This window comes from Chitinophaga ginsengisoli (genome assembly GCF_003014595.1).
Classification (GTDB): Bacteria; Bacteroidota; Bacteroidia; order Chitinophagales; family Chitinophagaceae; genus Chitinophaga; species Chitinophaga ginsengisoli.
Genome location: NZ_PYGK01000010.1, coordinates 61,105 through 81,043, shown reverse-complemented (window position 1 = coordinate 81,043; position 19,939 = coordinate 61,105). Strand labels below are relative to the sequence as shown.

At 47.4% G+C, this 19,939-nt stretch carries 20 protein-coding genes; 7 read left to right on the top strand and 13 right to left on the bottom strand.

Annotated elements, in window-relative coordinates:
* The first annotated feature begins 12 nt into the window (after positions 1-12).
* The 3 genes from CLV42_RS22095 to CLV42_RS22085 all read left to right on the top strand — a co-directional run bounded on the left by CLV42_RS22095 (position 13) and on the right by CLV42_RS22085 (position 2,840).
* Complete coding sequence (locus CLV42_RS22095; RefSeq protein WP_106604100.1) at positions 13-1,158, top strand: SusE domain-containing protein; 1,146 nt, start codon at positions 13-15, stop codon at positions 1,156-1,158.
* A gap of 46 nt (positions 1,159-1,204) precedes the next feature.
* Positions 1,205-2,347 (top strand): glycoside hydrolase family 76 protein, encoded by a 1,143-nt coding sequence (locus tag CLV42_RS22090; RefSeq protein ID WP_106604099.1) that lies wholly within the window; start codon positions 1,205-1,207, stop codon positions 2,345-2,347.
* A gap of 205 nt (positions 2,348-2,552) precedes the next feature.
* A complete protein-coding gene (locus CLV42_RS22085; RefSeq protein WP_106604098.1) occupies positions 2,553-2,840 on the top strand; it encodes a GIY-YIG nuclease family protein in 288 nt (95 codons plus the stop codon).
* Positions 2,841-2,850: 10 nt separating this feature from the next.
* On the opposite strand, the gene CLV42_RS22080 is transcribed toward CLV42_RS22085, so the two are convergent.
* The 12 genes from CLV42_RS22080 to CLV42_RS22025 all read right to left on the bottom strand — a co-directional run bounded on the left by CLV42_RS22080 (position 2,851) and on the right by CLV42_RS22025 (position 13,116).
* Complete coding sequence (locus tag CLV42_RS22080; protein WP_211303510.1) at positions 2,851-3,546, bottom strand: RloB family protein; 696 nt, start codon at positions 3,544-3,546, stop codon at positions 2,851-2,853.
* Complete coding sequence (locus tag CLV42_RS22075; RefSeq protein ID WP_106604096.1) at positions 3,533-4,855, bottom strand: AAA family ATPase; 1,323 nt, start codon at positions 4,853-4,855, stop codon at positions 3,533-3,535. The genes CLV42_RS22080 and CLV42_RS22075 overlap by 14 nt, the downstream gene beginning before the upstream one ends.
* A 167-nt stretch (positions 4,856-5,022) precedes the next feature.
* On the bottom strand, positions 5,023-5,184 hold the full coding sequence (locus CLV42_RS22070; RefSeq protein WP_089835278.1) for a phosphatidate cytidylyltransferase: 162 nt from the start codon (positions 5,182-5,184) through the stop codon (positions 5,023-5,025).
* A gap of 48 nt (positions 5,185-5,232) precedes the next feature.
* Positions 5,233-6,447: a DUF3570 domain-containing protein gene (locus CLV42_RS22065; RefSeq protein ID WP_106604095.1), complete on the bottom strand. Its 1,215-nt coding sequence runs from the start codon at positions 6,445-6,447 to the stop codon at positions 5,233-5,235.
* A gap of 6 nt (positions 6,448-6,453) precedes the next feature.
* The gene (locus CLV42_RS22060; RefSeq protein WP_106604094.1) at positions 6,454-6,690 is read right to left on the bottom strand and encodes a DUF4266 domain-containing protein; all 237 of its coding nucleotides are present in this window, start codon (positions 6,688-6,690) and stop codon (positions 6,454-6,456) included.
* Positions 6,677-7,603, bottom strand: coding sequence for an FAD:protein FMN transferase (locus tag CLV42_RS22055; protein WP_106604093.1), 927 nt, complete (start codon positions 7,601-7,603; stop codon positions 6,677-6,679). The genes CLV42_RS22060 and CLV42_RS22055 overlap by 14 nt, the downstream gene beginning before the upstream one ends.
* A 5-nt stretch (positions 7,604-7,608) precedes the next feature.
* The gene (locus CLV42_RS22050) at positions 7,609-8,037 is read right to left on the bottom strand and encodes a thioredoxin family protein (RefSeq protein WP_106604092.1); all 429 of its coding nucleotides are present in this window, start codon (positions 8,035-8,037) and stop codon (positions 7,609-7,611) included.
* A 53-nt stretch (positions 8,038-8,090) separates the two neighbouring features.
* Positions 8,091-10,718, bottom strand: coding sequence for a mechanosensitive ion channel family protein (locus CLV42_RS22045; RefSeq protein WP_106604091.1), 2,628 nt, complete (start codon positions 10,716-10,718; stop codon positions 8,091-8,093).
* 82 nt (positions 10,719-10,800) lie between these two features.
* The gene (locus tag CLV42_RS22040; protein ID WP_106604090.1) at positions 10,801-11,382 is read right to left on the bottom strand and encodes a nitroreductase family protein; all 582 of its coding nucleotides are present in this window, start codon (positions 11,380-11,382) and stop codon (positions 10,801-10,803) included.
* A 95-nt stretch (positions 11,383-11,477) separates the two neighbouring features.
* On the bottom strand, positions 11,478-11,936 hold the full coding sequence (locus CLV42_RS22035; protein ID WP_106604089.1) for an acyl-CoA thioesterase: 459 nt from the start codon (positions 11,934-11,936) through the stop codon (positions 11,478-11,480).
* 55 nt (positions 11,937-11,991) lie between these two features.
* Positions 11,992-12,585, bottom strand: coding sequence for an RdgB/HAM1 family non-canonical purine NTP pyrophosphatase (gene rdgB / locus CLV42_RS22030; protein WP_106604088.1), 594 nt, complete (start codon positions 12,583-12,585; stop codon positions 11,992-11,994).
* A gap of 33 nt (positions 12,586-12,618) precedes the next feature.
* On the bottom strand, positions 12,619-13,116 hold the full coding sequence (locus tag CLV42_RS22025) for a hypothetical protein (RefSeq protein WP_106604087.1): 498 nt from the start codon (positions 13,114-13,116) through the stop codon (positions 12,619-12,621).
* 191 nt (positions 13,117-13,307) lie between these two features.
* Here CLV42_RS22025 and CLV42_RS22020 point away from each other — a divergent pair, with 191 nt between their 5' ends.
* The 4 genes from CLV42_RS22020 (at position 13,308) to rpsG (ending at position 16,234) form a co-directional block, all read left to right on the top strand.
* Entirely contained in the window at positions 13,308-14,420 is a 1,113-nt protein-coding gene (locus CLV42_RS22020; RefSeq protein WP_245901713.1) for a branched-chain amino acid aminotransferase, read from the top strand.
* 511 nt (positions 14,421-14,931) lie between these two features.
* Positions 14,932-15,222, top strand: coding sequence for a hypothetical protein (locus tag CLV42_RS22015; protein ID WP_106604086.1), 291 nt, complete (start codon positions 14,932-14,934; stop codon positions 15,220-15,222).
* A gap of 130 nt (positions 15,223-15,352) precedes the next feature.
* Positions 15,353-15,733, top strand: a complete 381-nt coding sequence (gene rpsL / locus CLV42_RS22010; protein ID WP_012789278.1) for a 30S ribosomal protein S12 — start codon at positions 15,353-15,355, stop codon at positions 15,731-15,733.
* Positions 15,734-15,766: 33 nt separating this feature from the next.
* Complete coding sequence (rpsG, locus tag CLV42_RS22005) at positions 15,767-16,234, top strand: 30S ribosomal protein S7 (protein WP_106604085.1); 468 nt, start codon at positions 15,767-15,769, stop codon at positions 16,232-16,234.
* Between the two features lie 377 nt (positions 16,235-16,611).
* Here the strand turns inward: rpsG and CLV42_RS22000 are convergent, their stop codons facing one another.
* A complete protein-coding gene (locus CLV42_RS22000) occupies positions 16,612-19,917 on the bottom strand; it encodes a hypothetical protein (RefSeq protein ID WP_211303509.1) in 3,306 nt (1,101 codons plus the stop codon).
* Positions 19,918-19,939 lie beyond the last annotated feature (22 nt).

Here is a 19,939-nt window from a genome sequence, read left to right as displayed (position 1 = left end):
AACTGATACGATATGAAAACATTTTTCGCCAATATACTCCTTGCACTACCGGTTTCACTGGGACTTATACTAACCGGTTGTGGAAAAGACGATCATGCACTGAACACCAACCTGCAGGCTGTGAGCCGGCTGAATGCTCCTGTAGATGACAAATACATCAAGCTGCAACCTGCTACCAGCGCTACTGTAAGCTTTGAATGGGACCAGGCTCGTGCAGAAGACGGATCGCTTGTGTTGTATGAATTAGTGATAGATAAAGACGGAGGCGACTTCTCTAATCCCATTGCCAAGATCACTTCTGATGGTGGTGGTGTGCAGAACAAGCTGACGCTTTCGCACAAAGACCTGAACAGCATTGCCGGTAAAGCCGGTATTGCCGCACTGGCTACCGGTAAACTGAAATGGACCGTGAATGCTTCCAAAGGCTACAACATACAGCCAGCAAAAGAATCCCGCACAATAGAAGTAGAAAGGCCAAATGGTTTTGCGGAGATTCCGGTGGATGTATTCCTAACAGGAGATGCTACCGAAGCAGGTGCTGATCTGGCAAAGGCTGTGAAGCTGAAGTCAACTGCTCCCGGTGTATTTGAGATCTATACTTCCCTGAAGGATGGTAAATATAAATTCGTCGACAGGAATACCGGTACACCTACTACATACTCAATTGACGCTACTACGCTGAAAGAAGGGGGGGAGAGCACTCAGTCCGGCGGTACAAAGGTTTACCGTCTTCGTCTGGACTTCAACAACACAGCGGCTACCATTACAGAGATCACTGCTGTTGGTCTGTGGTTTGCGCCAGAAAACAGCATTATGTATGACCTGAACTATACTACCAACGGTACCTGGACATTTGAAAATAAGCTGATCAACTTCCACCAGGAATCATGGGGCCGTGACGAGCGTTATAAATTCCGTGTGAGCGTGAAAGCGGCCGACGGTACTGCCGGCACAGAATGGTATGGTAGTTCCAATGCAGATAATAATCGCCCTACAGCAGCTACACCGCTTTCTTTCTGGGAGTTAAGGCCGATTGTTAACAGCGATCAGTATAACTACTGTTACAAATTTGCTTCGGAAGTGGATGGTAAAAACTGTGATGTGAAACTGTTTTTCTCTCCGGATAAAACATATACGCACCAGGTAATCGTGCGCTAATCCGGTACCGGTATTTATATCACGTAAATGATCAATTAAAAAGCTTATGCGTCGGATATTTCTTTTATTTGCAATAACAGCGGCCATGGCCACCACTTTCTCCTCTTGTCTGAAGGAGCCTGTGGATGATGGTCCCGGACCAGGCGCCGGTAAAACGACCTACAAATACAACTGGCCGGCTATTGCTGATTCCTCGTCCTCTTCTCTGATCAGTAACTTCTACAATCAGAGCGGCAAGTATTTCAACAAGAACAATGCAGGTGATCTCACTTTCAACTACTGGCCCAATGCACATGCACTGGATGTACTGACAGATATATACCTGCGTACCGGTGACGCTGCTGTCAAGTCACGTATGGATGAGCTGCTGGATGGTATGAAAGCAAAAAACGGTAATACCTATATCAACCATTTCTACGATGATATGGAGTGGATGACCCTGGCCTGCCTGCGTGCCTACGAAGCCACCAGCGACGATCGTTATAAGACCACAGCAGAACTGTTGTGGAACGACATCAAAGGTGGATGGGATGATACCTGGGGTGGTGGTATCTACTGGAATAAAGACCGTCAGAACAAGAATACACCGGCCAATGCTCCGGCCTCTATCATTGCTTCCCGCATGTACCAGCTGAGCCGCAACGGGGAAGACCTGGCCTGGGCTAAAAAGATCTACCAATGGCAGAAAGACAATCTCGTAGATCCTGTTACTGGTCTCGTATGGGATGGTCTGGATGGTACAGGCACCAACAAAAGCTGGAAGTTCACTTACAACCAGGGTGTATTCATTGGCGCTGGTGTAGAACTGTATAAGATCACCGGCGAACAGACCTACACTACTGATGCACTCAAAACTGCCAATAACTCACTGGCTGGTGAGTTCAGCAGCAGTAATATCATGAAAGATGAAGGCGGTGGCGACGGTGGTCTATTCAAGGGCATCCTGGTACGTTATATGATGCTACTGATCACTGATGGTAGTCTTAGCAGTACCGATGTTGCCAAGTTTGTCAGCTTTCTGCAGCTGAACGCGCAGACCATGTGGTTACAGGGAACTGCCCGTCCGCAGGTGCTATTTAACACGAGCTGGACGAAGACGGCTACTACCACCGATCTTACCACTCAACTGAGTGGTGCCATGCTGATAGAAGCGGTAGCCAGGTTGAAGGCGCTGGAGCTGATTGACTAAAATAACAGGGCAAACTATACATGAAAGAACGTGACAACAGACATTCGATAGTGTAAAGAGTTGTCAATCACACAGGTAAGACGGAAATTTAAGCCCCTCTTGCCTGGATAAAATAAGTATCTTCGTTTCTCCTATGAAATGAAGGCAAAAGAAAGGTTACCCCATTGAGGGTAACCTTTACTTATTTCAGTGAATAATAATATCTATGTATACCGTCTATGTCCTCTTTTCCCGCCAGTTCGAGAAGGTTTATACTGGTCATACCACTGACCTCCTGAAGAGGTTCCATTTTCACAATGAATACGGCAGGCAAAAGGGGACTTCTCCTTACCGGCCCTGGGAGGTTATTTACCTCGAATATTTTGAGGATAAACAGGCCGCTATGAGGCGGGAATGGCTGTTGAAATCAATGAAGGGGAGGGCATGGATATGGGGAAAGATACAGGAGGAGTATTATCGGGATGGGTATATTGGGACGGTGTTGCCGGAATAAGAGGGCTGGGTCAGGCGTATTTTAGTATTTCCTCGACCAGCTTGTAGACTGTTGAAACAGATTGTTGCTCGGCGGGACTTAAGTGAGCCACCGTTTTATGATTTCTCTTTGCACGGCTGATAGCCAATTCAACTCTTTTTACTTTCGCTACGTTATCAATAGACATTAGCATGTCAAAGAGATCTTCTGATATCTGTTTGTCAGCCTTACCATTATAGCTTATTCCCAGTGGACGTGTATAAGTATTGATCACCTGGTGATAATCTTTCCTGTTCATACAACCTCCCTGGTGATCTGCAAAGTGAAGGATCAGCCAATACTCAAATGCCTGATTAGAATAACCCACTTTGATATTATTGGCCGCGGCCATGGCAACTGCGCCGTTAAAATCTTTGGCTGGAAAATCGTCTTTGTCAAAGACACACCAGACCTGCTCATAATTTCCCTTTGCGGATAATGCAATAGCCTGTTTTACTACGGCGGTAGTATTGCGTCCATCGCCGATTGCCTTTATCGTTGCAGAGGAAAGCCTGAACTTTCTGAAATAAGATGGTTCTGTATTTTCACCTTCACAGACAATCAGAATAGTTGGTTTTTCAGTACGGGAAGGAGCGGCTCTTTTTAAAGATGGAGGACTTTTACGACGTTGTTTAGATGGCTGCTGTTCCTGATATGGTTGGTTTTTGGTTTTTCTATTTCTTGTCATCAGATATTATTTGGGATACAAATGGCGATATAAATTCACCGAGAAATGGAATAGCTCCATATTTTCCCTGAATATAATTACTTTGAAAATTCTCTGTTCTTCTTACCTCCGATTTAAAGTCGCTCAATGAAAACAATGAGGCAGCGCCATACCTGTCTTTTTCCGTGAACCATATCTGATCTCTTCTGAAAAGCCCGGAACTCAGGAGGTCTGTATCATGTGTATTAAATATAAGCTGCGCATTCTTCGGATTGGTGGTTGAGGAATTGAACAACTCTGCCAGTTTGCACACAAGATTTGGATGCAGTTTGGAATCCAGTTCGTCTATAAATAAAGGATAGCCATGTTCCAGTGCATCCAATACAGATCCTGCCAAAGAAAACAGTTTGAATGTTCCTGATGATTCATCATCTTCTAAAGAAAAATTAACATCACCGATATAGTTCTTATCAGCATCATAACGGCGGTGTTTAGTAAGTATATCAGAGATGAATGCTGTATTGCTTTCACTGGCTTCTTTCAACATAAGTTCTTTAAGCCTCTTAGGCATATCAGCAGGTAAGTTCTCGAGATCGATACGCTCCAGCGTAATATCATGAATGCCCAGATCAGCAACAGCCAATAACTCCAATATTCTTTTTTTTTGGTTAATGTCATCTGTCTTATCCAAAGTGATACGCTGATATCGGTGTTCCTGCAGACCTGATATTACTGTAAGTTTCTTAAACCAGTTTATTATCTCCCCCGATAACTGATCATTGAACTGAGCCGCCACCGACAGCAGCAAGGCATTTTCCCTGACAAGATCTTCTTTGGCAAGGGTATGACCTTTTGAAAATCTTTTCACATGGAATTCAAACCGCTGGCCTTCCCTGTAGAAGATCTCAATTTCTTTGGTTTTAGGCCTGTGATAGAGCCATTCGGCAAGGACTGCCTGCTTGGATATTTCAAACCCATACCGGTACATCTCGTTGTTGTGAATGAACAGGATCTCAAACTCTGTAGAAGCATTTTCGATATCAGTAGCAAGTCTGAACTGGTCAACATTTATCGGATCTCCTTTTAGCCGATCTGTCGATGATCTTATTACAAAGGTTTTCATAAATGCCAGTGCATCCATAAACCTGCTCTTGCCACTTGCGTTGGCACCATAGACCACGGCACTCTTTAAGATCCTTAAGCCAAATTCAGGGATTTGTATGACGTTTTCTTTCTCACGGGTTTCTTTGTCATAATTTGAGGCAATCAGGTCGAGTGTAGCCTTATTCTTAAATGTCTTAAAATTAGAGACAGAGAATTGGATGAGCATAATAAACCTGTTTTTTGCTGATTTTATACAAAAATCTGATTTATTATTCTAAATAATGGAATTTATATTTCTTTTTCGAGAGGAATGTACCATTTTTCTCAGTTTGATACCCACACAAAAAAAATAACCGGGATATTCTCCCGGTTACATATCAGTAGAAGTTAACATCATTTCCTCGCTCGCCCTACCAGCCACAAAATAATAATCACCACAAATGCGACCGCCAGCACACCTACCCATACTCCTGCTTTAAAAATTCCTCCTACTACTTCACAGCTGCTCAATAACATAACGGCAAAGGCCAGCAGGCCCAGTTGTAAGTTTCTCATATACACTCCTTTTTTAAGAAAGTATATCATATGCTGTGCCAGACAAAACTACCCTTTACTGTGCTTGAAATCCAGCAGTAGTGACACCATATGTGCCGACAGCTGGTCTGAACGTTTGTAGAAGGCATACCGCAGCCCGATTTCCTGGAAGGAATAATGGCGGAACATCGGCTTCAGCAATGCATAACGTGCGCTGATACCAGCTTTATAACTGTTGAACCGGCTCAGATCGTAGTCGGATGTGTAAAAGGCTTCGTTGATATTATGCTCCTTATAAGGCCTGAAATACTTTGCGCCCGTCTGGGTATAAAAGCGCAGGAGCGGAGACAAGGTGAACTGTGGACTGGTCTTTATGGGCACTTCCAGCTGTATGGTATGCCCTGTGATACCGAAGTTATCGTGGTAAAAGCGGTAATAAGAGCGGATAACAGTATTCCTGCCTACAAACACATTGAACTGAAGGCCAATGGGGAACTTCCACCTTTCCCGTGGCAGGTTTTCCACTCTCAGGGTACTTCCATCATTAAAGTATACCCGGTGGAAGGGGGTGGAAAGTAATCCTTTCTGGTAGACCAATTCGGGGAAAACGGCAAACTGCATACGCTGATTGACCACCTGGTAGAGGGCCAGGTTGAGATTATATGATTGCCGCGTATAGATGTTGAACCAGGCGGTGTCTCTCAGTTCCGAAGGATAGACCAGCGTTTCGGGGGCGTAGTAGTCAGGATCAAATCTTCCCCAGCGGAGGTCATCGTAAAAGTACTGAAGGGAGGCTGACCATTGCCGGCTGTGATCTGTATTATCATGCGATACCGAGACACCAATAGGAACAGAAAGGTAATCTGATTCCAGTGCCAGCCCACTGTTAATGCCTACACGCAGGTGTGGTTTTTTGAACAGTCGACTATAACCGGCATTGATATGGAAACGGTTATCGTGCCGGGAAGCAGAAGACATCACCATGTCGATACGGTCAGTAGATGCGGATGTGATCATATCAACACCGAATCCCAAATCGAAGGTATGTACAGAGTCACGTTGATGGGAAATGGAGACATCAGTAGCGTAGACCTGCAGGTTCTCAGTGCCTGTTCCCCCGGTTACGGCTGAATGATTGCCATCCTGCGTGTAAAAGGAGAACAACACCTGTATGTCTGTCTGGGAGATCTTTTGTTTCTTATAAGCCGTACTGTCGATTCCTTTTTGCGCAGATGCCGTGAAATAGGCTGCCAGCAGGCCTGCCGCAATAAATAGTCTTTTCATTTAAGATCAGTTACAACCACATCCTCCGCTGTTCTTCCCACTACCACCCCCACTGCTTCCTTCACGGTAAGTATGTACGTTTTCGTCAAATTTTTCTATTCCTCTTTTACCCAGTTGCATGCTCTCATCGTTGAGATACATCCGCTGATAGGGCTTCACCGTCACGCATGACTGCATGAAGAGCGATACCCCTAATGTACCTGTGGCGATAAGCAGGATGCTGCTGCTTTTAGCCTTTCGCATGTATTTGAATGTTATCCGATTGAATGACTTTGTTCCTTCCATCTATGATGATACAGTGAACATCCGGCAGCTGGTTCACCAGGTCAAGGCCCACTACAGGCCCCATGACGGTAACGGCGGTAGCCAGTGCGTCGGACAGTTCTGCGCTGGGGCTGACCACGGTTACACTTTTGATATAAGGTACCGGCCATCCCTTGCGGGGATCGATATTGTGGGAATAACGGATACCGCCACGCTCCACATACTGTTCATAGTTCCCGGAGGTAGCTACGGAGGCATTGTTCACGGGTAGCCATAATAGTGCCTTCCGGGGATCGTCGGGATGTGCAATACCTACTTTCCAGGGGCCGCCATCGGGTTGTGTGCCCCAGGCGGTGAGGTCGCCGCTGGCATTGATCACACCACTGGTAGCGCCGTCTGCTATCCAGCGTGCCTTTACGCGATCTGCTGCATAACCTTTGCCGATGCCTCCGAAATCAATGCGCATACCGTTGCGTTTCAGCTGTATGCATTGATTGTTTAGCAGGGCAATATGCTGGAAGCCTATGCATTGCATGGCTTGATCTATGGCTGTCTTTTCCGGCCAGGTAAAGTGTTCATATTTGAAGTTGAACAGCTTTTTCAACACACCGGCTGAAATATCAAAAGCGCCTTGCGTAAGGGTACTGATCTTATTACAACGATGTATCAGCTGGTATACTTCGGATGGTATAGGTACTGGTGCGCCGCCTGCCTGTGCATTGATCTGCGCTGTGATAGAACTTTCATTGAACACGGTGAGCAGGGCTTCGATCCTTTGTATTTCCGATACACCTTCCTCCAGCCGTCTGGCAGTGATCGCCTCTGTTGCTCCGGTAGCTATCAGCTCAAAGTCGGAGCCCATCAACCTGGTATGAAGCTTACTGCTATGCATGATGGCTATTGAAGCAGGTGTTTAAGCGTCGAGATAAAACCGGCAGGTGTCTCTTCCCGGTAAGGCACGTAAGCCACCAGTTTTTTCCCAGGACTTAGCAGTACCACCTGCGGAAAGGTACCCTGCGGATTAAAAGCTGCTGCCAATGAATCGTATTGCAAGCGGAGTGGAGCGGCTATCTTTTTTCTCTGCGGAAAATCAGCTTCCAGTACCACCAGGTTTTCTCCTGCAAAACTCAGAAAGCTACTGTCAGATAATATTTGTTTATTAAATCTGATACAGGGTATGCACCAGTCTGACCCGGAAAACACCAGCATCACTTTTTTGCCGGATGCCTGGGCCAGTTCAAATGCTTTATCGGGGTACTGGAGGACCTGTGCATGAGCAGATCCCCTCAAGGCTACAATTAGAAGCAGGAACAGAATACTTCGCATATCGCGATAAGTTTATGTTGTGGCACGGTTACCTCCCACAAATGTAGGGAATTTTATTGCACATCGCCGGCCTCACCTGGTCGGTCTCCCGGCTTTTGCAGGGTGTCCGGTGGTGGCATCTCAGTAGGTGGCTTTGGAGGAGGTATAACCGGCGAAGGCTTTACAGCGGTAACCGGTGCTGCCTGCGTAGCCGGTGTAGATGCCGCCGGTGCCGGATTCCATGTGCCCGGTTCCATATTGATCTGCACCTGTTGCGGTCTCGGATAGGCGATACTGATATCCGCTTCCTGGAGCCTTACATAGATGTCTGTCAACACCTGACTCTTGATAGTCCCTGCCTGTCCGAGATCACTGATCCAGAACATAGCCTGAATATCCACACCGATATCCCGGAAGTTCTGCAGCAATACAACAGGCTCTGGTGATTTGAGGATGTCATCAAGATTGAGGAGATACTCTTTGATCACAGTGATCGCCTTTTTCAGATCAGCGCCGTAGGCGATACCCACCGTTACGTCTACACGGCGGGTCCTGTTAGTGAGTGTCCAGTTCACCAGCTGTTGGGCTATGAGATCGCCATTAGGCACAATCACTTCAGAACCATCTCCGGCAGAGATCTTACTGGACCTTATCCCGATCTCTTTCACCACACCTGAACGGGCACCCAGTTCGATGACATCGCCTACTTCAATAGGCTTTTCAAATGCAAGGATCACACCCGATACAAGGTTGTTCACAATGTTCTGCAGACCGAAACCAATACCTACACCAAGGGCTCCTATAACTATTGCGAGCTTATCCATAGGAATGCCTGAGGCAGCAAAGGCCAGCAGCGTACCCGCTCCCAGGATGGCCAGGCGTATCAGCAACATGGCGGAACCCAGCTTCTTGTGGTGTTGTGAAGTCTGACCTGTATATCCCAATAGATAAGAAATGATCTGTGTAACGACGGTCGACAACCAAATGATCAGCAGGAAAATGATCACGCTGCTGAATGAGAATGCAAAGTTACCGATCTTCCGCTCTGCCTGCAGCATATCGGAAATGCCTTCATAGAGACCATCATAGAGGTACAGGTTACGGGCTATCAGCGCCAGCCAGCCTATGAATGCCGCTATATAGAAAATGGTCTTCAGGCGGGATTTGATATTCTGGTAGTCGATCATGGAGATGAAGGTGCTGGAATCCTTCTTGGCCTCCACCTGGAGATAGATGGCCTCCATCAATATTTCTACCATCAGAATAACTCCCGGTGCCATCGTGATGCCGACTACACTCGCGGCTCCCATGATCTTGGCGGCAGAAACGCGGGCCAATACCACCAGTATGACAGACAGCCCGCTGAGTGCAATAAACAGCAGGAGCGCAGACCTTGAATATTTAGGCAAAGGCAGTGTTGTATTCCGGAGCCTGCGTAACAGGTAAGTACCCAGTACAACAGATACAATGCCTCCGATAAAGACGCCCCATTGCTCAGTAAATGTTACCTGGATCAGGAGGTTATTAATGCAGTAAGTTATCAGCAGTAATACCAGCAACAACCATCTTTTGAAAAGATTGGGTGGAATACTATGACGGATAATAAAGGTAGTTGCAAGTGCCGTGATGATCCAGCAGATACCTGTATACATGATAGGGTACTGGATGGAGATTAGAAAGGAAAGGGTCGATACCAGCAGAATAGTGCTGGCCACCGGATACCGGTAGAGGTGACGGGATTGCTGCAGAATACTTTCTGCTTCCCGCGTCTCATGTTTGCTCTTCACTTTCCGTGCATTAAACATAACCCACCATAGGAACAGGATGGCGCCCAGGAACCATAACAGGTAAACAGGCCCGTGTACAGCAAAGAAGATCTTAAGGATGTTAAGGTTCTTATGCATAGAGCGGTTCAGCACCTGAGGAAACTTCGGCCCTTTTTTCCCGGGAAGAGGAGGTTCCCAGAGATAACTGAAATCCTTGTTGAACAGACGCTGTGAGAACCTGGACAACTGGAAATCCATGTCTTCCAGCAGGTTTGTTACGTCGATATATCTTTTGGCTACTTTATTCTGCAGTAATCCGAGATGTAGCAGGTTAGTCTTGTTGGCACTATCTACCTGTCGCCATTTTTGTATGAGGGTAGCCATTTGTCCGACGTAGATATCCCTTAGTTCATCTTCCGCAGGAAAATTCCGCATGGTCGTATCTTTCCTTAGTAGCGAAAGGGTGTCGGCGATGTTCACCAGCTTGTCATGAAATCTGAAGAGCTGATCCTGCCAGCTGTCCAGCTTTCTTTCTAACTGTATCAGCAGCACGTGGTTGGTATACAGGTCATGCATATTGTTGGTACTGCCGATAGCGGCCATATCCCTTTTTACGACCCGCATGGAGGAGTCTATCAGGGGAATGCTTTCACTGATCTCTACCGTGTCCATGCCACGACGCAGGGTACTCATGACCTGGTTCAGCATGAGGGTATAGCTTTCCAGCCGGCTGATGATAATGGCAACGGAGGTATCTGACAGTTTGATCATAGATTTCCCGGAGGAAGTATCTTTTACCTGTTGGGAAATGATCTTACTGAGGGTTGCACTGTCTAATGTTTTCGGTGGGACGGGTTTATTCTGCGCAAAGAGGTGGGTATAAAGCAGCAGCAATAAAAAGGACGGTAATATTTTCAGAAAAATATGGTTCCGCATGCTGTTAAGATTAGGATGAAAAAATCAGGCATTGAGAACAGGAAGTGGTTTTATTCATTCTTATTCTCAATGCCCGATCAATTTACTTTTCCCATTTCACTTTCTCTTCTTTTGGCTTCAGTCTTCTGCCTTCGGGAACCTGTTCGTCGGTATAACCCAGGTAGAAGAAACCAAGCACTTTATCTTCTTCGCGTAAGGAAAGATATTCTTTCATAGCAGGGTGGAAGGTCATTCCACCAGAGCCCCAGTAGCCGGCAAATCCTTTTTCTGTAGCGCCCAGCCATAAGTTTTGCGTAGCGCAGGCCACCGAAGCGATCTCCTCTACTTCAGGGATAGCGGGTTTGTTGCCTCTTTTCATGCAGATAGCGATGACGTGAGATGCAAGATCACCCTGCTGCTGCAGTTTGTCATAGCTACCCTGAGCAAATTTCTCGGCAGGTGTATTCGCTTTGTACAGATCAGCATGATCCTGGCAGAAGCGTTTTACCGCATCTCCGCTGAACACTACAAAATACCATGGCTCTGTATACCCGTGTGTAGGCGCCCAATCAGCCAGTTCCAGTAATTCCTGTACTTGTTGATCCGGTATCTTTTTTCCGTTCATACTTGCCGGTTTGATATTACGGCGCTGTTTAATAATACTCGTCAGATTATCTGTTCCCATTCTTTTTCTTGATTGTTTATATGTTTTTGGGAGGGTGTCCCAATGTGTTAGTTTCTCGTTTGATATTATTTAAGACAAAGATTTCCTTGGATCGTTTATTTACTGGTGGATATCGTATCCTGATCGTACACTGCCAGTTTTTCCTTCCAGTCTTCCGGCAGTCGGGCCACCTTGCGTGCATTATAATCGAAGAAGATCATGCCTGACTTTGCTTCAGTGATCAGGACTGTATTGCCATTGCGGAGGGTGGTTATTCTATAATACATATCAAAGCCGAACGGTGTAATATCAGCCACCCCGATGGCGATATCAAAGATGTCGCCTGCAAAACCTTCTCCTTTATAGATCAGGGCAGCATCAGCCATGATCAGTCCATCGTTGGGGCCTCTTTCTTCATATCCCATGGATCTGAGAAACTCAACGCGCGCCTGGTGGAGAATGGACAGGATGGAATCATTACCTACGTGTCCGCCGTAGTTAATGTCTGTTATTCTTACCGGTATCTGTGTAGTGAAACCCAGCTTTTCCGGCATACTTATTTTTACTCTTGCCATAATTTGATAGTACAATTAAAATGTGGAGCTGAAACAGCATATGGTTTCCGGGGCATCAGGAAAGAGGTTTGGTAGCAGCTTCCCTCAGAAAAGTGATCAGTTGCTGAAAGGCTTTACCCCTGTGACTGTATCGGTTCTTTTCTGTTATATCCATTTCAGCAAATGCCTTCTTAGCGCCGACCGGTATGAAAATAGGATCATAACCAAAGCCTTTTCCGCCGCGTCTTTCAGTAAGGATAGTGCCGGGGCATACGCCGGTGAACTGGTATTCCTTGCCGTTCAATATCAGGGAGATCACTGTTCTGAAATGCGCCTGCCGGTTCTCCCGGCCTTCCATTTCGTGCAGCACCCGGGTGATATTATCATCTGCCAGCTTCTGTTCGCCGGCATAACGGGCAGACAATACTCCCGGAGCACCATTGAGTGCATCTATTTCCAGGCCGGTATCCTCAGAGAAACAGTCTTTGCCGGTCATTTCATATATGACAGATGATTTTTCCCTGGCGTTGTCTTCCAGCGTATCATGAGGTTCAGGAATATCAATGTCGATACCTGCTTCCTTCAGTGTGATGATGGAAAAATGGTCGCCCAGCATGGAGCGGATCTCCTTTACCTTGTTTTCGTTGTTGGTCGCAAATACAAGTGTCATTCGAAAAGCGGTTTAGTGTCTATGGCAATGATATTATATACCCAGTAATTGTTTCAGGCCCATCCACAGTTTTCCTTTCATTACTTTATCCTGGGCAATAAGCTGCAGCGGATCTGAGCAGATCAGCTGACAACCATTCACCTGTAACAGCTGGTAGTTGGATATGGCCTCAAGACCCATAGTAGCAGGATCGATACCAAAAAGCACTGCCTGCTTCATAGGAATGGCTGTTTGCCAGGTTGTAAATGTCATCGCACTGTACTGGGCTACATTTATAAGCGCGATGTCCTGCATTCCCAGTTTACACGCGTTTAATATATTGGTAAGCAGGTTAAATAATTCTTCATTTAAATATGCTTCGCCGTCGTTTTGTATGAACAGTGCAATGTTTTTTTGATTTTCGCCTAAAAATTTCACTTTAGGAGGTGCTTCTGTCACCACTGCAACAGGCGCTTTTTTCCCCGGAATAATAGGCTGGGTGTATATCCTGGCCAATAAGTACGGATCCAGTTGCAATTTATCAAAAGACATGTATATGTATATTTAACTTAATGTATAGCTCCCCTTTGGGGAAAAAATCAGTTTATTTGCATCTGACAGTGAGCAAATGTAAGAGTATTCAATTTTAGATTCAGGATTTCCGACTTTAGATTTTATACGGGAACAGGACCGGGAATTGAAATTCACACACCAAAACACAAATAAAAAAATTAATGGTCCTTATGATGGCAGTAGACAATCCAACAACAAACGCCGTACTTGAAGAGGCAGTTAAAAGAATTAAAGTGACCCGGACCAGCGAAAGCCGGATCAATGAAGTTGATTTTAACAACCTTGTGTTCGGAAAGAAGTATGCCGACCACATGCTGGTGGCAGATTTTGATGGAAAGGAATGGAAAAATGCAGAGATCCTGCCGTTCCAACATCTTTCTGTAAGTCCTTCCAATGCCGCCTGGCATTACGGGCAAGCCATTTTTGAAGGTATTAAGGCCTACAAAGACCCTCAGGGAGAACCTATGATCTTCCGTCCGTACGACAACTATGCCCGTTTTAACACTTCAGCGGAACGCATGGGGATGCCATACGTACCGGAATGGCTGTTTGTCGGTGGTATGGACATGCTGATCGACCTCGATCGTGATTGGGTGCCTACCAATGAAGGTAGCTCACTGTACCTGCGACCTTTCATGATCGCTGCGGATGAATTTATCGGTGTAAGACCTTCAGACACTTACAAGTTTGTCATCATTAACTCTCCTTCCGGTCCGTATTTTAACAAACCTATCAGGTTACTGGTACAGGATAAATATATACGTGCCTTTCCTGGTGGCGTAGGTTATGCAAAGGCAGCTGGTAACTATGGTGGTGCTATGTACCCCACCATGCAGGCCCGTAAACAGGGATTCGACCAGATCCTCTGGGTAGATGGACTGGAATATAAATATTTACAGGAGTGTGGTACCATGAACGTTTTTGCGATCATCGGTAACAAAGCCATCACACCTGACCTGACCCAGGGAACTATCCTGGCAGGGGTTACCCGTGCCAGCGTAATGGACGTTCTCTCCGATATGGGACTGACCGTAGAGGAAAGGCCTATCTCTATAGAAGAAGTCGTTACCGCCTGGAAAGCGGGTACGCTGAGAGAAGTATTCGGTACAGGTACCGCGTCAAGCGTGGCATATGTGGAAGATCTGCACTATAAGGAGCATGAGATCCACCTGGATACTACTAAATATGTGGTAGGTGCTGAACTGCTGGAAAGACTGGATGCTATCCGGACCGGCAAGGCGGAAGACACCCGTAACTGGAATTACAAGGTATCAAAACACTAAAGATAGTCTTAGTTGTGTTAGTAAGGGGCCATTTGCATATGCGGATGGCCCCCTTCATTTTATATCTGGTACCCATATAAACAGGTAATAACATCGTACAAACAATGTTTCACCTATGTTCATCTTACGTTGATCCTACGTTCCAGAACGCAGGATTAACGTAAGATAGACATAGGTGAAACATTGTTTGTACCTGATCATATGGAAGATTAACAGGGTTTTATTCCCGGTTAGTATTCTATTTAGATCCGTTAGAGGTTCGCTCGAGGTAGCCTCATCCTCCCTTAATCTTCCGTTCCGGAACGGAAGATTAAGGGAGGATGAGGCTATCTCGAGCGAACCTCTACTGAATGTCAGCTATGTAATCGGGGGATAACATGGCTCAGTGGGATCTGCTTGGAATACCCCCCTTGAGAGGAGAAATAGACCGGTTTGACCGGGTCTGGGAACATTTTCGGGAGAAAACCTGCACAGGCTAGGGATTCCCCGGGAAAAAATGCATCTTTGCAGGATGACACTTTCAGCTTTTCTGGACTCCCTCAGCCAGGATACGCCTCCCGCAGGCATTTCATCTTATCTGACCTCCCTTTGGTGGGAAGGAAAAGGAAACTGGCAAAAAGCACATGATATAATAGAGGACCTGGAGGACGATACAGCCGCCTGGGTGCACGCTTATCTGCATAGGAAAGAAGGGGACCGTGGCAATGCCGGTTATTGGTATGCCAGGGCAGGACGGAAAATGCCGGAGGTATCATTAGACCAGGAATGGAAAGACATAGTGACTGATCTGTCAGGTCGCTAGAGGGCCTTCTCAAAAAAATGTTTAAAACATTTTGTTATTAACATGGAGAAATGTACCTTTGCCCTCCCAAATTCCCATTCTGGGTGATTTGGATGTCATTGTAAACCGACAGAAAAAAAACTTAGGTAGAATGCCTACTATACAACAATTAGTAAGAAAAGGAAGAGAAATTATCCGGGCTAAATCCAAGTCCAGGGCTTTAGATAGCTGTCCTCAGCGTCGTGGTGTTTGTACCCGTGTGTACACAACCACTCCTAAAAAGCCTAACTCTGCGCTGCGCAAGGTTGCAAAGGTGCGTTTGACCAATAAAGTAGAGGTGATCGCTTACATCCCTGGTGAAGGACATAACCTGCAGGAACACTCCATCGTGCTGATCCGTGGTGGTAGGGTAAAAGATCTGCCAGGTGTTCGTTACCACATCGTACGTGGTTCCCTGGATACTGCTGGTGTGAAAGATAGAAAGCAGAGCCGTTCCAAGTATGGTACCAAAAAGGAAAAGGCTAAGAAATAATACATTTACAAATAGTTGAAATTTTTCAGATAAATGAGAAAGCAAGCTGCAAAAAAGATGCCTTTGGCTCCGGATCCGCGCTTTAACGACAGACTGGTTACCAGGTTTGTTAACAACGTGATGGAACAGGGTAAAAAGAGCATTGCCTTTAGAATATTTTACGATGCGATTGACAGAGTAAGCCAGATCACTAACGAAAACGGTTACGAGGTTTGGAAAAAAGCTTTGACAAACGTAACTCCTGCCGTAGAAGTTAGAAGCCGTCGTATCGGTGGTGCTACCTTCCAGATCCCTTCTGAGGTTCGTCCTGACAGAAAGATCTCCCTGTGCATGAAATGGTTAATCCGTTATGCTGGTGAAAGAAATGGTAAGAGCATGGCTGAGAAACTGGCTAACGAAATCGTAGCTGCAAGCAAGGGTGAAGGTGCTGCTTTCAAAAAGAAAGAAGATACTCACCGTATGGCTGAAGCTAACAAGGCATTCTCCCACTTCAGGATCTAAAATCTACTGCCGCTTAAGGTAGATGGTTTATAAAGATATAAGGGAAACATCCTCCGGGCTATACCGGGGGATGTTCTCTTTTTTTGTGCCCGGTGGTACGCGGTTTCTGCTTTCGTTTACCCAGGGGATATGCGTTACCAGGGGGATACACCTCGTGCTACGTATTACCGGAGGACACCCACGCAACGCGGGGTTGCACCCCGCGCTACAAACAAGGGGACTCCTGACGGAGTCCTATATGTTTTATTCATTGTAGGAACTCTATCTTGGGAGTTTCATCTCTAGTTGTAAACGTATATACAGATCATCCTGTAAAAAAACGGCCGGACAACTTTCGTCATCCAGCCGCAGCTGTGGGTTTGTTAGTATCAAGCCGTTTATCTCACATTCACCAGTACCCTAATCTTTCCGGCGCCTTCCCCATCAAAGTTCTCCAACGCTTTACCAATTACCTGACCAGGTTTCACTTTGTCAAGGTCAGCCTTCATGGCATGTCCGGCTTTGCTGGCAGTAACCAGCAGATCTCCCCTGCGGATAGGACCATTCTCGCCACATACCTTGGTAGGAATCACACCTATTACACCCATAGGCACTTTGCTATCCATGTTACTATCAATATTTTCTTCTGTTAATAGCACACCCGGTTTGGTTGCATACACGCCTGCTACGAGAGTGGAATATGGTTTGGAAGACAGCTCCACAGTCCTATCGGCATCTGCTGCAATTACCAGCACATCACCCGGACTATAAGCCTGCACGTTTCCTGTCACATCAAAGGCTTCCGCCACGTCAGCACCGCTATTCTGCGTACCTCCATTGAAGAAGCCTCTTCCTGCCTTATTAATGCGCGCCACATTAACACCGGCACTCTGGAATACCGCGATATTGCCTGAAGGCCCTTGGTGGTTGATCAGCTGTGTAGTACCTGTTCCTGTAGTCGTGATGTGTACCACCGGCTGCGAGTTAGCATTATTGAAATTGGCGAAACGGCCCGCTTTACCTGTTCCAAAATTGGGGATAAAGCCGGAAATGGCGTTACCGCCTCCGTCGCAGCTGGCCTCCACACCGTCTCCATCACCGCCGGCATTGGCGGTGATACCGTTGCCATTACCTTCGGTCAGTGCAAGCAGGGAGGGACCATTACCTGCCGGATTGGAAGAATAAAACAATCCTGCATAACCGCCGGTGCCGGAAGACTGGCCATATATACCCGCTGTACCGAAGTTGGCGAACATTGAATTTACCTCGCCTTTTACTGCAGGAGAGGTGCCTGTGGTCCTGTCTACCTTGAAGCTGCCGGCGATGCCATTACCAACGGTTTTTACTGTTATAACTTCGTTGTTGTTGTTGTCATTAAAGATCTCGAATCTGCCGGCCTTACCGGTCGAAAATGAAGGGACCCAGGCGTACAGCGCGTTACCGGCACCATCGATATTGGTTTCCACCCCATTACCGTCTTTTCCGGCATTGGCCGTGATGGCATTGCCGTTACCATCTGTCAGCGCTATCAGGGATGCGCCATTACCTGAAGGATTGGAGGCATAAAATAGTCCCGCGCGGCCACCGGTACCGGATGAAACGCCGAAAACACCTGCTGCACCGAAGTTGCCGAAGATGGTATTCACTTCTGCTCTTACGGCAGCCCCTACACTGTTGGTATTGTTAAGGAAGAAAGAGCTGGCATTACCAAGTGTGTTGTCAGGAATATTACCGTTACTGTTGCTGACTACTTCCAGGATGTTCGCATCTATATTCGTCTGATTGAAGTTTTCGAACCGGCCGGCCCGGCCTGTACTACCGCCTATGCCTACCTGTCCGTATACACCTATACCGGTGTTACTGGTGTTGGTGGCCACAAAACCTCTTACACCATAACCTCCGCCGTCATTACGACCAACCACTGCTCCTGCGATGTCAGAAGTGGTACGACCTACCACTGCTTCTCCACCACCATTATTGTCGCCCACCACGCCAGCTGAGCTTTGGGCGCTGGTAATGCCGTGTATACCAAAACCGGCAGCAGTACTGCTACGCACGCCTGCGCCGTTACCCGTGGTCGTTACATTCACCACAGTACCATTACCGACAGAGTTGGCATCCAATACCGTGTTATTATTCGAATTGTTGAAAATGGATATGCTGGCGGGAATACCATTATTGGAAGTAGCGGTTAAACCAGTTCCGGTGTTACTATTGGCATATACGCCAATTCCACTGGCAGAGGCATTACCATATACGCCCAGCCCATTTGGCGTCACACCATATACGCCCCATCCGGAGCCGTTCTGGGAGCCATACACACCAATACCCAGTCCTCCGGTTCCATTGTTGATCCCTCTTACTGCGGAGGAGAATCCACCCGGAGAGGTGCTGGTGATCAGACCCCGTATGGCGCTGACATTGCTGGTGGCTGTATTGTTGGCGCCTTCAACAGAAGTGCCGTCTCCGTCATTGGTGATGGAAAACAGGGTGGCGGCATTGTTTTCGGTAGTAATGTATGGTAGTGTAAATCCGCCACCTCCCAGTGGAGAGGGCACCCAGCTGGCGCCGTCATATTTCAGTACCTGTCCGGCAGTAGGAGCTGTATTGGAAACAGGGGTATTTTGTATGCGTACTACATTGGGATTGGGGTAGGTACCACCAAGATCTCCTCCTGCGGAGCCATTCGGCGGCAGGGAAGTCGGAATGATACCCGGGGCCAGTTTAGCCAGTGTAATAGCGCCATTGGCCACTACCGGGTTAGGGTAAGTGCCACTCAGGTCGCCGCCGGCAGCGATGCCGTTAATGTTGCCCGCAGGGCCTACCGGTCCGGCAGGGCCAACAGCACCCGCAGGACCAATAGGGCCAATCGGACCAATCGGCCCTACTGGTCCGGCAGGACCCGCAGGGCCAGCCACACCAGCGGGACCCACAAGACCCATCGGGCCAATGGGACCAGCAGGTCCGACAGGGCCAGGATTGCCTTGTGCACCAGCGGGGCCGACAGGTCCAATAGCGCCCATCGGGCCGGCAGGGCCAGCCACACCAGCAGGACCAACCGGCCCCTGAGGACCAACGGCGCCTATAGGTCCAACCGGACCAGCGGGACCGGGATCACCTTGAGCACCAGCCGGTCCAATAGGGCCAACTGCGCCCATAGGACCTACAGGGCCTGGTACTCCTGCGGGGCCAGCTACACCTTGCGCTCCCATTGGCCCCACAGGACCAACCGGACCGGCAGGACCTGCTGCTCCCTGTGGACCAGCCGGGCCAGCAGGCCCCTGGGGACCCGCAGGCCCGGGATTGCCATTAGCCGCATAAAGCGCATAAGGAACACTCATTAATTCTGAAGTGCCTAGTGCCACGAAACCGCTGCCGGTATTCACTTCTACTTTCAGATATTGATTTGCATTGGCCCAGGGCACTCCTGTGTAAGTGCCGGTTGTAGCATTTCCCTTACCGATCTGGAGGTTGAATAAACCCAGCGCACTGGTGGCTACATCATGGGTTTCTTCATATTGAACAGGACCGGCAGCAGAGCCGCCCAGGATTGAAATACGTACAGTGATATTCTTATTTGCTACCAGCGTACCATTCGGGTTACGGACCACGGCCTGGTAGTTCGTACCTGAAAGCCCGTTCTGGGCATAGGCAGCATAGCAGGTGGTAGCCAGGAATATAAGCAGGAGATATAATTTCTTCATGACAATGTGTTTTGTATGCTTA

Excerpts from the sequence above, each read along its gene's own strand:
- CLV42_RS22085 (WP_106604098.1), top strand. The coding sequence starts at position 2,553 with ATGTATACCGTCTATGTCCTCTTTTCCCGCCAGTTCGAGAAGGTTTAT.
- rdgB (WP_106604088.1), bottom strand. The coding sequence starts at position 12,585 with ATGACACTTGTATTTGCGACCAACAACGAAAACAAGGTAAAGGAGATC.
- CLV42_RS22045 (WP_106604091.1), bottom strand. The coding sequence starts at position 10,718 with ATGCGGAACCATATTTTTCTGAAAATATTACCGTCCTTTTTATTGCTG.
- CLV42_RS22055 (WP_106604093.1), bottom strand. The coding sequence starts at position 7,603 with ATGCATAGCAGTAAGCTTCATACCAGGTTGATGGGCTCCGACTTTGAG.
- CLV42_RS22090 (WP_106604099.1), top strand. The coding sequence starts at position 1,205 with ATGCGTCGGATATTTCTTTTATTTGCAATAACAGCGGCCATGGCCACC.
- CLV42_RS22035 (WP_106604089.1), bottom strand. The coding sequence starts at position 11,936 with ATGGCAAGAGTAAAAATAAGTATGCCGGAAAAGCTGGGTTTCACTACA.
- CLV42_RS22060 (WP_106604094.1), bottom strand. The coding sequence starts at position 6,690 with ATGCGAAAGGCTAAAAGCAGCAGCATCCTGCTTATCGCCACAGGTACA.
- CLV42_RS22020 (WP_245901713.1), top strand. The coding sequence starts at position 13,308 with ATGATGGCAGTAGACAATCCAACAACAAACGCCGTACTTGAAGAGGCA.
- CLV42_RS22080 (WP_211303510.1), bottom strand. The coding sequence starts at position 3,546 with ATGACAAGAAATAGAAAAACCAAAAACCAACCATATCAGGAACAGCAG.
- CLV42_RS22040 (WP_106604090.1), bottom strand. The coding sequence starts at position 11,382 with ATGGGAACAGATAATCTGACGAGTATTATTAAACAGCGCCGTAATATC.
- CLV42_RS22070 (WP_089835278.1), bottom strand. The coding sequence starts at position 5,184 with ATGAGAAACTTACAACTGGGCCTGCTGGCCTTTGCCGTTATGTTATTG.
- rpsG (WP_106604085.1), top strand. The coding sequence starts at position 15,767 with ATGAGAAAGCAAGCTGCAAAAAAGATGCCTTTGGCTCCGGATCCGCGC.
- CLV42_RS22015 (WP_106604086.1), top strand. The coding sequence starts at position 14,932 with ATGACACTTTCAGCTTTTCTGGACTCCCTCAGCCAGGATACGCCTCCC.
- CLV42_RS22000 (WP_211303509.1), bottom strand. The coding sequence starts at position 19,917 with ATGAAGAAATTATATCTCCTGCTTATATTCCTGGCTACCACCTGCTAT.
- CLV42_RS22025 (WP_106604087.1), bottom strand. The coding sequence starts at position 13,116 with ATGTCTTTTGATAAATTGCAACTGGATCCGTACTTATTGGCCAGGATA.
- rpsL (WP_012789278.1), top strand. The coding sequence starts at position 15,353 with ATGCCTACTATACAACAATTAGTAAGAAAAGGAAGAGAAATTATCCGG.
- CLV42_RS22075 (WP_106604096.1), bottom strand. The coding sequence starts at position 4,855 with ATGCTCATCCAATTCTCTGTCTCTAATTTTAAGACATTTAAGAATAAG.
- CLV42_RS22050 (WP_106604092.1), bottom strand. The coding sequence starts at position 8,037 with ATGCGAAGTATTCTGTTCCTGCTTCTAATTGTAGCCTTGAGGGGATCT.
- CLV42_RS22065 (WP_106604095.1), bottom strand. The coding sequence starts at position 6,447 with ATGAAAAGACTATTTATTGCGGCAGGCCTGCTGGCAGCCTATTTCACG.
- CLV42_RS22095 (WP_106604100.1), top strand. The coding sequence starts at position 13 with ATGAAAACATTTTTCGCCAATATACTCCTTGCACTACCGGTTTCACTG.